The organism is Lutispora saccharofermentans, assembly GCF_024363565.1.
Taxonomy (GTDB): Bacteria; Bacillota; Clostridia; order Lutisporales; family Lutisporaceae; genus Lutispora; species Lutispora saccharofermentans.
The window spans coordinates 402,384-414,330 of record NZ_JAJEKE010000002.1 but is presented as its reverse complement, the minus strand read 5'-3'; the positions used below and the strand labels follow the sequence as shown (position 1 = coordinate 414,330).

The 11,947-nt window shown below is 40.0% G+C and carries 12 protein-coding genes, 1 pseudogene and 1 other annotated feature; of the genes and pseudogenes, 4 read left to right on the top strand and 9 right to left on the bottom strand.

The window, feature by feature from the left end; all coding sequences use genetic code 11:
- Positions 1 to 35: 35 nt before the first annotated feature.
- The 8 genes from LJD61_RS04770 to LJD61_RS20675 all read right to left on the bottom strand — a co-directional run bounded on the left by LJD61_RS04770 (position 36) and on the right by LJD61_RS20675 (position 8,033).
- The gene (locus tag LJD61_RS04770; RefSeq protein WP_255226367.1) at positions 36 to 2,342 is read right to left on the bottom strand and encodes a xanthine dehydrogenase family protein molybdopterin-binding subunit; all 2,307 of its coding nucleotides are present in this window, start codon (positions 2,340 to 2,342) and stop codon (positions 36 to 38) included.
- Complete coding sequence (locus LJD61_RS04765) at positions 2,342 to 2,824, bottom strand: (2Fe-2S)-binding protein (RefSeq protein WP_255226366.1); 483 nt, start codon at positions 2,822 to 2,824, stop codon at positions 2,342 to 2,344. Before LJD61_RS04765 ends, LJD61_RS04770 begins: the two co-directional genes overlap by 1 nt.
- A gap of 25 nt (positions 2,825 to 2,849) precedes the next feature.
- A complete protein-coding gene (locus LJD61_RS04760) occupies positions 2,850 to 3,716 on the bottom strand; it encodes an FAD binding domain-containing protein (RefSeq protein WP_255226365.1) in 867 nt (288 codons plus the stop codon).
- A 28-nt stretch (positions 3,717 to 3,744) separates the two neighbouring features.
- The gene (locus LJD61_RS04755; RefSeq protein WP_255226364.1) at positions 3,745 to 4,611 is read right to left on the bottom strand and encodes an FAD binding domain-containing protein; all 867 of its coding nucleotides are present in this window, start codon (positions 4,609 to 4,611) and stop codon (positions 3,745 to 3,747) included.
- 48 nt (positions 4,612 to 4,659) lie between these two features.
- Positions 4,660 to 5,118 (bottom strand): (2Fe-2S)-binding protein, encoded by a 459-nt coding sequence (locus tag LJD61_RS04750; protein WP_255226363.1) that lies wholly within the window; start codon positions 5,116 to 5,118, stop codon positions 4,660 to 4,662.
- A 147-nt stretch (positions 5,119 to 5,265) separates the two neighbouring features.
- Positions 5,266 to 6,558 (bottom strand): YjiH family protein, encoded by a 1,293-nt coding sequence (locus LJD61_RS04745; protein ID WP_255226362.1) that lies wholly within the window; start codon positions 6,556 to 6,558, stop codon positions 5,266 to 5,268.
- 271 nt (positions 6,559 to 6,829) lie between these two features.
- Positions 6,830 to 7,585, bottom strand: a complete 756-nt coding sequence (locus LJD61_RS04740) for an IclR family transcriptional regulator (RefSeq protein ID WP_255226361.1) — start codon at positions 7,583 to 7,585, stop codon at positions 6,830 to 6,832.
- A gap of 184 nt (positions 7,586 to 7,769) precedes the next feature.
- Positions 7,770 to 8,033: a DUF6809 family protein gene (locus tag LJD61_RS20675; RefSeq protein WP_408614795.1), complete on the bottom strand. Its 264-nt coding sequence runs from the start codon at positions 8,031 to 8,033 to the stop codon at positions 7,770 to 7,772.
- Between LJD61_RS20675 and LJD61_RS04735 the strand changes: the two genes are divergently transcribed.
- A complete protein-coding gene (locus LJD61_RS04735; RefSeq protein ID WP_255226360.1) occupies positions 8,025 to 8,294 on the top strand; it encodes a type II toxin-antitoxin system RelB/DinJ family antitoxin in 270 nt (89 codons plus the stop codon). The two genes, LJD61_RS20675 and LJD61_RS04735, sit on opposite strands and share 9 nt — an antisense overlap.
- Positions 8,295 to 8,432: 138 nt before the next feature.
- On the opposite strand, the gene LJD61_RS04730 is transcribed toward LJD61_RS04735, so the two are convergent.
- Positions 8,433 to 9,503 carry a M24 family metallopeptidase gene (locus LJD61_RS04730; RefSeq protein WP_255226359.1) on the bottom strand — a complete coding sequence of 357 codons (1,071 nt, stop codon included), beginning with the start codon at positions 9,501 to 9,503 and terminating at the stop codon, positions 8,433 to 8,435.
- Positions 9,504 to 9,815: 312 nt separating this feature from the next.
- Between LJD61_RS04730 and LJD61_RS04725 the strand changes: the two genes are divergently transcribed.
- From LJD61_RS04725 to pheS, 3 genes and pseudogenes are all read left to right on the top strand, one after another.
- Positions 9,816 to 10,097: a type II toxin-antitoxin system RelB/DinJ family antitoxin gene (locus LJD61_RS04725; RefSeq protein ID WP_255226358.1), complete on the top strand. Its 282-nt coding sequence runs from the start codon at positions 9,816 to 9,818 to the stop codon at positions 10,095 to 10,097.
- A pseudogene (locus tag LJD61_RS04720) lies at positions 10,087 to 10,361 on the top strand (type II toxin-antitoxin system YafQ family toxin). The gene LJD61_RS04725 and the pseudogene LJD61_RS04720 overlap by 11 nt, the downstream one beginning before the upstream one ends.
- A gap of 145 nt (positions 10,362 to 10,506) precedes the next feature.
- Positions 10,507 to 10,840, top strand: a binding site (T-box leader).
- A 67-nt stretch (positions 10,841 to 10,907) separates the two neighbouring features.
- A complete protein-coding gene (pheS, locus tag LJD61_RS04715; protein WP_255226357.1) occupies positions 10,908 to 11,939 on the top strand; it encodes a phenylalanine--tRNA ligase subunit alpha in 1,032 nt (343 codons plus the stop codon).
- The last annotated feature ends 8 nt before the right edge of the window (positions 11,940 to 11,947 follow it).

Sequence of the window (11,947 nt, the reverse complement as noted above, 5' to 3'; positions counted from 1 at the left end):
TCCTTAACCATTACAGGTTAATTTTAAAACCAGCATCATTTATTCTCTTTTTCTTTTAATGCAGCAATCACTCTCTCTTTTGTGATAGGCAAAGCATTGAACCTTACTCCTATAGCATCATGAACAGCATTTGCAATAGCTCCAGGCACCGGTGCAACACCCATCTCTGCAACGCTTTTGGCACCGTATGGGCCTGAGGGCTCATAGGATTCAACTATTATAGATTTGAATTTGTCTATATCAGGTATATCCAGAGCTCTTGGAACCTTGTAATCAGTATAAGTCCGATTGATCAGCCTTCCATTCTTGTCATACTGCATGTCTTCGCTTAGTACATATCCTATGCCTTGCACGGTGGCCCCTTCGATCTGGCCTTCTACTATGGACGGATTTATCGCTCTGCCTACATCGTGAGCTGCCACATATTGCAATATCTTTATTTCTCCGGTTTCTTTATCCACTTCTACCTCCGCAAAATGAGCCGCCAACGCCGGAGGACAGTTCTGGGCGCTATAGCTTGCACTTTCTTCTATACGCATTGGATCAGGAGAATGATACAATGCATAGAAAGCAACTTCGGATATTTTAACTACCTTTTCGCCGTTTTCTCTTCGTACTACCCAGCCATCTACCGTATCCAGGTTCTCTTTATGGATTTTAGGATTCATCTCAAAGGCATATCTTAGAATATCTGCCTTTACTTTTTGAGCAGCCCTCTTGATACCATTTAATCCAACATAGGATTGTCTCGATGCATAACTTCCCATATCAAAGGAAGTGAAATCCGTATCAGAAGAAAATACGCTGACATCTTCTATCTTTACACCTACTGTTTCGGCAGCAACTTGAGCAGAAGATGTATCAGAACCCTGTCCTAAATCAGGAGAGCCTATAAGAACCATTAATGTTCCGTCTTCATTCAGCCTGATTTGTGCTGAGGAGAAGTCCGGTTCTGCAGATGTTCCGCTTACGTGCATTGCGACCGAAAGTCCTTTTCCTTTTACCTTATTCTTGTCAGCCGGCTTAACCTTTGGTTCATAGAATCCTATTTCTTTAGCACCTTTTCTTAAACATTCTTCAATGCCGTTAGCTTCAAGAATCCAAGATGATGAAAGGGCCAACGGATTTTTTTCTCCGACTCTTACAAAGTTCTTAATTCTGAATTCTATAGGATCTAAGCCTAATTCTTTTGCCACCCTATCAAAGTGACACTCCCTTGCGAAAGAAATCTGCGGATTGCCATAGCCTCTAAAAGCTCCGGAGTCAGGAAGGTTTGTATATACAATGTGAGCATTGAATAAAATATTTTCACATCTGTATGGTATCTTTGAGAACATCGCTCCTGTGACATAAGGGCTATGTCCTGTATAGGCCCCTGCATTCGTAGTGACATCCACCTGCATTGCAGTAAGCATTCCGTCCTTGGTAAATCCCGTTTTTATTTTCATCTTTGCAGGGTGACGCTGGGTCGAATATGAAAGGTTTTCTTCCCTTGATGTCACAATTTTTACGGGCTTTTTAGCCTTCATAGCAAGGGAAACACACATTACCTCATACTGGAGCATTTGCCTTTCTCCAAATCCTCCCCCCAATGGAGGCTTTACTACCCTTATTTTATTCATAGGGATACCAAGTATTTCATGTATATTTCTTCTGATATGGAATGGTACCTGAGTGGTGGACCAAAGTGTGATCTTCCCTGATGCATCAACCTGTGCCAAAGATGCAGAAGGTTCCATACAGGCATGCTGCTGTCCTACTGTTGTAAATGTATCTTCAAATGTATAATAAGCTTCGGCAAAGCCTTTTTCTACATCGCCTTTTTTTATAACTTTATCAGCAACGTTTTTGCGGGTGCCCGGATGTACATCCGGCGCATCGGGTTTTGTTGCCTCTTCAACATCAAATACGGCCTCTAAAACTTCATATTCTACTTCTATAAGCTTCAAGGCTTCTTCTGCGGTTTTCTCATCGGCGGCTGCGACTGCTGCTACAGGCTCGCCATAATACTTTACCTTGTTATCCAAAACGTATTTATCTTCCAGATAACTCATCGGCACAGGCAGTATACCGGATATGGTATGTTTAGGATATCCTGCCGTAGAATAAGGCACTCTGGGAACATCCTTCCATGTGATAACTGCTCCTACGCCCGGCAATGCCTCAGCTTTTTCAGTATTTATCGACTTGATATTGGCATGAGCATGCGGACTTCTTAATATCTTACCAAAAAGCATATTGGGCACTGACATATCCGTAGTATACTTAGCATCTCCTGTAGCTCTTATGACAGAATCAAGCTTTTTAACGTTTTTACCGACTACACAACACTTCTTCTCCATTACTTGCACCCCCCATTAAGCCTTTTTGCCGCATTCAGTATGGCCTTAACAGGCTTTACATAACCTGTACACCTGCAAATATTCCCTGCTATTGCTTCCTTGACCTCTGCCTCTGTAGGGTTGCTATTTTCGTCGAGCAATGCTTTGGCTGCCATTATCAGACCAGGTGTGCAATAACCGCATTGCACCGCAGCTATATCTACGAATTCCTCCTGAAGAGGATGGATTTTCCCCTTCCCTAAACCTTCAATTGTGGTGATTTCGGCACCATCTGCCCTTAGAGCGGGCACCATGCATGATTTTACGGCTTTCCCATTCATTATTACCGTACATGCACCGCAGTCACCCCTGTCACAAGCTACCTTGGTGCCTGTGATCCCGAGCTTGTCTCTTATCACTCCTGCCAGGGATTCGCCTGCCTCTATGTACTTTTCATGTTTTTCGCCGTTAACTGTAAATGAAACTTTATATTTATTATCCATGATTTCACCTCAACTCCTCAGTTTTTCAGTTTTTTTCTACAGCTCTTTTATAAGCTTCTAATATAGCCCTCTTTGCAAGAACCTTGCTTGCATGTTCTCTATAATCTTCAGAACATCTTACATCTGATATAGGTGAAATACTTTCTTTAACCAATTCTGTTAATTTTTCTAATTTTTCTTCCTCGGGTTTTATCCCCATCAATGCTTCTTCCAGTTTTTTTGCTCTCACTACAGTAGGCGCTACTGCTCCAAGAGCCACCCTCGCCTCTTTTATCTTATTATCGCCGTCTACTTTTATATATGCTGCAGCGTTTACAAGGGCCAGATCTTCAGAATTTCTCGTCATTTTTTCAAAGCCAGTACCAAATTTGCAATTGCAAATAGGTATTTGTATTTCCGTAAGTATTTCGTTTTTCTTAAGCACATTTTTTCTCGGCCCTGTAAAGAATTCTTCTATCTTGACCTTTTTCTCTCCGGAAGGTGCTTTAATGGACAATACCGCTCCTAATGCAACAAGAGCCGGAACAGAATCAGCGGAGGGAACGGATGAGCATATATTTCCTCCTATTGTGGCTGTGTTTCTTATGGTTTTGTCCCCCAGAACTTTTGAAGCTTCCCACAATCCATGATATTTGGAGCTTATAACCTCTGATTTTACCAGTTCGTTTATGGTCGTCAATGCACCTATTTTCAAGAATCCTTCATCTTCTTTTATGTAGCTTAATTCCAAGCCGCATATATCTATTAATGCTTCTACAGCAGGATGATCGTCAGCAAAGAAATCTGTTGCCCCGGCAATGATACGGGTTTCTCCCTCATAGTCCTTGAGTATAGAAATTGCTTCGTTTAAGGATAACGGCTTAAAATACGCTTTAACATTGGACTGTTTCATTAACATCGCTCCTCTTTCAACCAATTATTTAAATACTATTTAATAATTTTTCAAAAGCCTCGTGTGCAACTCCTTTTATAGCTTCCTTCTTATATGGCAGTGAAGCTCTTCCCGGTATTGCATTTTCTATCTCTTTAGACAGCTCCTCCGATAGTCTTTCCGTTAGCTGGTCGGATACTTTTTGACCCTTTAGCATTTCTTCTATTCTTAATGCTCTGAAGGCTGTCTTTCCGACTGCTCCAAGACCCACCCTGGCACTTCTTATCGTTTTTGTATCAGCGTCATAATCTGCATTTAGGACAACATTTATTTTTGCAATGGTCACTGCAGTCCTCGACCCTAGCTTTGCAAAGGAGCTTATCCAATTCCCCTTGCCCTTGGGGAATTTTACTCCAATAATCACTTCATCATAATTTAATGCAGTTCTATTAGGCCCCTTAAGAATATCTCCAATCGGCATCTCCCGTGTATTGCCCTGACTATTTAAAATTGTTGCCGCAGCTTCCAGAACCATAAGAACAGGAAGTGTGTCCCCTGCAGGAGAGCAATTTCCGATGTTGCCTCCTATTGTCCCACGATTGCGTATTTGTCTGGAGCCTACTGTCTCTGAAGCCTGCACCAAGCATGCCGCATATTTATTTAAAAGCTGGCTTTCTGTTATTTGTGTAAATGTTGTGATAGCTCCAATATAAATATTGTCATTATCTTCATTAATGTAATCTAATTCTCTCATCCCAGACATATCAATTATCAGATCCGGCTCGATACGCCTTTCATGAAGGGCGATGACAAGGTCAGTCCCCCCTGACAGTATTTTGCTGTTTGCTGTTGCCTTTTTAAGAGCCTGGACTAATTCAAGAATATTGCTTGGAGTTAATACATCAAAACTACGCATTGTCCACCCACCTTTTTCAAACTATCTTTTAATCAATTGCAGTCTATTTTATTTAGCCTCTGTGACGGCTTTTATAGCGGAAACAATTTTATTGTATCCTGTGCACCGGCATATATTTCCTGCAATCGCAGTCTTTATATCTTCCACTGTAGGATTGGGATTTTCCATTAACAAGGCTTTTGCCGACATAAGCATTCCGGGAGTACAAAAACCGCACTGAATGGCACCGTGCTCTATAAAGGATTCCTGAAGCTTATCCAGTTTGCCGTCTATTTCAAGGCCTTCTACCGTGATTATCTCTTTTCCCCTCGCCTGAGGAGCTAAAACCAGGCAGGAATGCACTGCCTTTCCATTCATTATTACAGTACAAGTTCCGCACTCACCCTCTCCGCAGCCCTCCTTCGTCCCCGTCAAGCCCAAATTGTTCCTCAGTATGTCCACTAATCTTTGTTGAGGTTCAACATTTATAGAATAATCTTTACCATTTACTTTAAACTGTAGTAACACTGCTCTTCACCCTTTCTCTTCTATATCGCCCTCTATTTGTTCCGCTATGTTGAACGACGTCTCTATATATAAATATAACTATTCAACGCCGGACTAAAAAATCCTGCATAAAGATATAGCTTTTATAAAAACTTATACAGGCTCAAATTAAAAAATAAGATGAGAGACTATTGCAACCAGCGGAATTGCAATGAGAGTCCTGATAATGAAGGTAAGCACAAGATCCTTCACTTTAACAGGAATCTGAGATTCCAACATTGCGTTGGCGCTTTCTGTAAAGAATATGATCTGAAGTGATGCCAATACGGTGATAAAGAATACACTCTTTATCGCTATACTTTTACCGGCAATAATCATAACAGGTAAAGCTAAATCAACAATGCCTATAATAGTAGCCGGAGCTATTTCAGCTGCGTTTGGAAGGCCGAAAAGCTTTAATAAAGGTATCATAGGTTTGCCCAGCCATGTAAATAATGAAGTGTATTCAGTCAATGCCAGGGCTATTGTTGCGATAGAAACAACATATGTAACGATTTTTTGTGAAAATTTAACGGCATCCCAGAGGCTATCCTTAAAATCTTTTAGCTTAAATTCGGAAGCTACTTTTAATGCAGCTTCAATTGCCCTTGAAAAAGCATGGCCTTTTTCATGAGCTTTTATATCAGAAGCTGTTTGTTCATGATTATCGATATAAACATTGGGCTTGCCTGATAATGGAGGTATTCTTATGCATATAGCCGCCATGACAAAGGTAAGTATAAAGGATGTCAATACTACATGAGGATATAGTTCAACTATATTTCCAATCGATACTAAAAGTCCGAAAAAGCCAAGGCTGCATACACTAAAGTTAAAAAGAACTGCAACGGCCTCTTTTTCGGTATATACTTTACCTTTATATAATTGCTCTGTAAAATATACTCCTACTGCAGGAGCTGATACGAAGGATGCAATACCATTTACTGCCGCCTCACCGGGAAGCTTGAACACCGGTCTCATAACGGGCTCTATTAGAACACCTAAAAATTCTACTATACCGGACTTTAATATGAAAACAACAAGCCAGCCTGCTAAGGTTACGGTGATCATAACAGTCCCTGCCAAGTCCATCGCCAAACCGCCTACGTTTTCGTTCAGTATAAATTGAGGTCCCTTATTTGCAATTATCATCACTGCAAAAACTACCGCAATAACGTAGAAAATCCCTTTTATGGGACCGTCAGCTTCATGATATGGCTTAAGACGCTCCACACCCATGTACTTTGCCATGACAAAAGTAACTACCAAAAGAGCACAAACGATCAATACCAAATAATTTAAAGCAGGTCCCAGTAATTTTTTAATAATGTCTACCATAGCAACTATCGGAACCTGGGAATTCATTACAGGTACAAAAAATAAAACTATTCCAATAAAACTGAAAACAATGAACTTAGTCATGTTTTTCCCTCTACACTCCATATTTGCTAACCCTTCCTTTCATAGATAATTGATCTTCGGTATTATCTTATGTTTTCATATTTTCTCTGCATATCCCTCCTCATTGCGTTACTTGTTTTCATTCGTTTCTATATTCGGAACGTCGTCTCTATATATAACTATAATTCGACACAATTTTCAGATTTCCTGCTAACTTTACAGAAGTTTTTAAATATTTGATATAATTTCAAAAAATAAAAAACACCCCCTGCCTTAACAAGAGGTGTCTTTCTTAGCCCAATAGAATTTCTTTTTTAGCCTTTTTAAGCTCATCTACAACAAATGAAATCTTTTTCTCGTCAAACCTGTATTCAGGCCCGGTTATGCTTAATCCCATAAAAATATTCCCCTGAGTAAAATTAATAGGTATCCCTATTGCAACAACACCGGGATCCACCGAACCTACCGATATTATATAATCATCTTTTTTAGCCTCTTCAACTAATTTTATTATTTTATCCGGATCGATTTCCGTCTTCTCCGTAAATTTCTCCAGAGGCTTTCGCTTTAATATTTCCTTCCTGATCTCATCAGGCATGCCCATAAGAACAGCAAGGCCTGTAGCCCCTGCATGCAATGGAAAAAACTTGCCAACCTGGGAAGTTATTTTTATGCTGTTGTCACTTTCGATTTTTTCTATGCATATGGCGCCGCCATCAGAATACATTGTCAATACAACAGTTTCACCGGTTTCAGCTGACAGCTTCTTCATTATAGGCAATGCTGTTTTTCTGACTACCAGATCATCTAAAACGACACTGCTTAATAAAAGAAGCTTAATTCCTAACATATATTTATTGGTCTCCGGGTTTTTTACCAGCCAGCCTTCGCTTTCCAGGGTTATGAGAATCCTGTAAACAATGCTCTTATGAATATCCATTTTCCTGCTGATTTCAGCTAAGCTTAATTCCTTCTCCTGAGAATTAAATAAATGCATTATCTGAATAGCTCGTTTTATCGACTGATTATAGTATTCACTTCTATCCATGTTTTCTCCCCTTCGTTTCTCTATGTGATACTAAGTATCTCCATATAATTCTCCTTAAAAATAGAAAAATCCTTCTCCAAAATTATAGAATTTTTCTATAATAAGGTGTATGAGCTACTAAAGGATTGAATACAACGACGCTTTTTATATCTAATTATTATTGGGATTTCCCTTTAATTTCCCTTTAATTGCCCTTCACAAGCTCTCCTTCTCCTGCCAGCACCTCTATCATAATCATTGTCCCCAATTTGAAGCCATACATAAACGAGGATGCAGAGTGCATGTGATCGATCTGAAAACGTATGTCCGGCAATTCTTCAGGGGCTGAGTAATCATCCTTTCCATCTCTATTTGGACGGTAAAAGCATGAATAAAATAGCTTGACATTGTATATAATATGTATTACAATGTTATTACAGCGTATTAAGGAGTTGATTTTATGGCACAAACCACATTAAGCGTCCGCATGGACGAAGCAGTAAAAAAACAATTTGACGCTTTTTGCGCCGATGTGGGTATGAACGCTTCGGTTGCCATCAATCTTTTTGCAAAGGCGGTCATCCGTGAAAGACGCATTCCATTTGAAATTGCCGCCAGCGACGATCCTTTTTATTCGGAAAAAAATCAGGCAAGACTGAAAAAATCCCTTGAACAGCTCAATGCTGGCAAAGGCACCGTTCACGAGCTGATTGAGGCAGAGGATGATTAAGTATAGCGCAAATCTAAAAGACCTCTCTAATTGGAGGTCTTTTTCATTATACACGCTATGCTGTTAGAGGCTCCGGTTTAAAGCGTACTCTTTTTTTGGTATTTTGCATAAATCATAAGGTCATCATGCTCTTATCTTTTACAATATTTCTATCAATTCCTTTGACGTGTTATAAAGTGGAATGCAGCCGTCCTTCGTTAGGATCACCGTGTCTTCAATCCTTACACCGCCATAATTCTCAATATATATGCCAGGCTCTATCGTAAACACCATATTTTCTTCAAGTACGGCATTTCCTCTAGAATCGCTTGATAATACAAGCCCATCGTTAAAGCCATGGCCCAAAGCATGTCCGAAATATTGTCCATACCCAGCTTTTTCAATCACATCTCTTGCTATTCTATCGGCTTGAGTGCCTGTCATACCTGCACTTATAAGCTTGACTGCTTCCAATTGAGCCCTAAGAACCGTATCGTATATCTGCCTTTGCTTGTCTGCAGCCTTTCCAATAACTACTGTTCTCGTCATATCAGAAAAATATCCTTTATATATTATTCCCATATCAATTATGACGAAATCTCCGTTTTCAAGCCTTTTATCCGTCGGCTTTCCATGGGGCATAGAGGACCTTTCGCCTGATGCTACAATAGGCATAAAGAAATATGTCTCGCCTCCAAACTCTATGATTTTGGATAATATAAGCGCATTGATTTCCTTTTCAGTCATTCCTGCTTTTATTGTTTCTATTACATGCATCATGATTTCATCTGTGATCTTGCATGCTTCCTTAAATAGCTCCAGCTCATCTTCGGACTTGATCATTCTTATTTTATTAAGCATCTTTGCTCCATACACAAACTCTGTCTCAGGTACATTCTTTTCAAAGCTTTTAAAGGCTTCAACAGTCATAAAATCTTCTTCAACAGCTACAGTTTTGTAAGATTTCTCCTTTAAATAATCATAAATCGTATAGTCCTTTCCAATTTCAATAAGCTCATATCCGGGGCACTCTTTGGCTACTTGTTCAAAATATCTGAAATCCGTTGCAAAATCACTGCTTTTTTCACTTATGACGGCATAGCCCGTACTGCCTGTAAAGCCGCTTATATATCTCCTATTGATTGGATTTACAGATAAATACGCATCAATCTTTTCGTATCTCAATAATTTCCTAAGCTTTTCTATACGTTTCATCATATTTATATCCATTCCTTTCTCTTCGCTCAAGGCACAAAACGATATGAAACAGCTTGGCTTCGAGCGAATATTTCTTTGTTATTGCAAAAATGCTTCTAACAGCATTATACAACATGCTCAAAAATAAGGAACTCTAAAATTCAGAACTTTATCAAAGTTCTTGCATTTTACCTGGTAAACGTGAAATCGCAAATAGAAGTTGAGCTTCTCAAAGGAAAAATCTGGTCTGAAATAAGGAATAATAACATTTCTGTGTGCATTGTATTTACAACGCACATATCTTGTATTAAAATGTATATAATAATATCAAAGGAGGGATGGGAAATGTCTGAAACGACAAATTTAACCATTCGCATGGATAAAGAGCTCAAGGAACAGGCAGAACAGCTTTTTTCTGAATTGGGCATGAATATGACAACGGCATTCACCGTCTTTGTCCGACAGGCTGTTCGGCAGGGCAAGATACCTTTTGAAATTTCTTTAAATATTCCAAACGCTGAAACAATAGCAGCTATGGAAGAAGCCAATAGAATAAGCCGTGACCCAGATGCAAAACGCTATTCAAGTTTTGAAGAACTGGTAGCGGAGGTCCGGAATGAAGTATGAGATTTTACCTACAGGCAGATTCAAAAAAGATTTAAAAGTGATTATGAAGCGAGGGTACAATATTCAATTGCTGCAAGATATTATTTCTCTGTTGGCGGCTGGAATTCCATTGCCAGAAAAAAGCAAGGATCATATGCTGGCAGGTGATTGGACCGACATAGAGAATGCCATATCACTCCTGACTGGCTTTTGATTTACAGAATTGACAACGACGTTTTAGTTTTGACACTAACCAGAACAGGTACACACAGCGACTTGTTTTGACAAAGCAATCGAGTAAGCATGGAAACCTAGCACCTATATATTATTTTCGGAATTTTGGTGTTTCATCTTGGATTTCCCTTGAATAATCTATTCCATACTGATATAATAACTAACAAAATATTAAGACTATTGAACATTATATGTATTAAAAGCAATGACGGAGAAAAGTAAGCAAGAAGAGTTTATTGCAGAGAGAAGGTATCACCGGCTGAAAGTACCTTTAACAAGCTGCTTGCCCAAGTTCCCTCCCGAGCTGTAGCTCTGAACTGTTATCAGGATTGACTGCAAAGAACAATTTATAAGCAGCAAGCAGTCTTTCAAATGTAGGAGCTCCCGGTAAAAACCGTTATATTGCAGAGAGTTTAGAGAATATATCTGTTTTCTTAGATCATAGGATATTTATGCCGGAGATAAAAGAAAACCGGTAATATTGTCTGAAGAATCCGGGTGGTACCACGAAAAATGCCTTCGTCCCTTTTTTTGGGGATGAAGGCTTTATTTATGTTTGAATTACGCCAATCGGCTTAATGAAAGGGGATAATGGACATGATCGAGAAAATCCGTATTTTAAGGGAAACTGCTCTTTGTAAGATCAAAGAAGCTGCCGGCAGTGCAGAGATCGAAGAGCTCAGAGTAAAGCTTCTGGGAAAAAAAGGTGAATTGACCGAAATGCTCAAGGAGCTCAAGAACATGGCTATCGATGAAAGAAAACTGCTCGGTCAAGAAGCAAATGCATTGAAAAATGAGCTGAGTGAATCCTTGGAGATAAAGTTTAAGGAGCTAAGCGCAAATGATGTGGAAAGATCCTTGAGCAATAGCTCAAGCTTTGATATCTCATTGCCGGGCACTCAGTTCAAGGTAGGCTCGCTGCACCCTGTAACCATTGTTCAGAAAGAAATTGAAAGGATATTTACGGGAATGGGCTTCAATATTGTTGACGGGCCCGAAGCAGAAGAGGAGTTCTATAACTTTGAAGCATTAAATATACCCAAGCACCACCCTGCAAGGGATATGCAGGATACCTATTGGCTTGAGAACGGCTCGCTGCTGAGGACGCATACTTCTCCCTGCCAGGTCAGAGCTATGCAGAAATACGGGGCTCCATTAAAGATCATTGCACCGGGCAGATGCTTCAGGAATGAGAGCACCGACGCATCCCATGAAAACACATTCTTTCAGCTGGAAGGCATGATGATAGACAAAAATATATCTATTGCAAATCTCATATATGTTATGAAGCTTTTACTGTCGGAGGTGTTTAACAGGGATGTGGAAATAAGGCTTAGGCCGGGCTTCTTTCCATTTGTTGAGCCAGGCTTTGAGCTGGACCTGAACTGCATGATATGCGGCGGCAAAGGCTGCCCCACTTGCAAGCACTCAGGCTGGGTAGAGCTGCTGCCCTGTGGAATGGTCCATCCAAATGTTTTGCGCGCCGGCGGCATCGACCCAGAAGAATATACAGGCTTTGCATTCGGTCTGGGACTTACCAGGCTCGCGATGATGAAATATGGAATAAATGATATACGCGTTCTCAATTCGGGTGATTTGAGAATGATGGAACAATTTTCGATAAGATAGGAGGGAAG

What these genes read in the sequence shown, in the direction of transcription:
- LJD61_RS04760 (WP_255226365.1), bottom strand. Translation starts at nt 3,716, where the DNA reads ATGAAACAGTCCAATGTTAAAGCGTATTTTAAGCCGTTATCCTTAAAC.
- LJD61_RS04765 (WP_255226366.1), bottom strand. Translation starts at nt 2,824, where the DNA reads ATGGATAATAAATATAAAGTTTCATTTACAGTTAACGGCGAAAAACAT.
- pheS (WP_255226357.1), top strand. Translation starts at nt 10,908, where the DNA reads ATGATCGAGAAAATCCGTATTTTAAGGGAAACTGCTCTTTGTAAGATC.
- LJD61_RS04730 (WP_255226359.1), bottom strand. Translation starts at nt 9,503, where the DNA reads ATGGATATAAATATGATGAAACGTATAGAAAAGCTTAGGAAATTATTG.
- LJD61_RS04770 (WP_255226367.1), bottom strand. Translation starts at nt 2,342, where the DNA reads ATGGAGAAGAAGTGTTGTGTAGTCGGTAAAAACGTTAAAAAGCTTGAT.
- LJD61_RS04745 (WP_255226362.1), bottom strand. Translation starts at nt 6,558, where the DNA reads ATGACTAAGTTCATTGTTTTCAGTTTTATTGGAATAGTTTTATTTTTT.
- LJD61_RS04755 (WP_255226364.1), bottom strand. Translation starts at nt 4,611, where the DNA reads ATGCGTAGTTTTGATGTATTAACTCCAAGCAATATTCTTGAATTAGTC.
- LJD61_RS04740 (WP_255226361.1), bottom strand. Translation starts at nt 7,585, where the DNA reads ATGGATAGAAGTGAATACTATAATCAGTCGATAAAACGAGCTATTCAG.
- LJD61_RS04735 (WP_255226360.1), top strand. Translation starts at nt 8,025, where the DNA reads ATGGCACAAACCACATTAAGCGTCCGCATGGACGAAGCAGTAAAAAAA.
- LJD61_RS04725 (WP_255226358.1), top strand. Translation starts at nt 9,816, where the DNA reads ATGTCTGAAACGACAAATTTAACCATTCGCATGGATAAAGAGCTCAAG.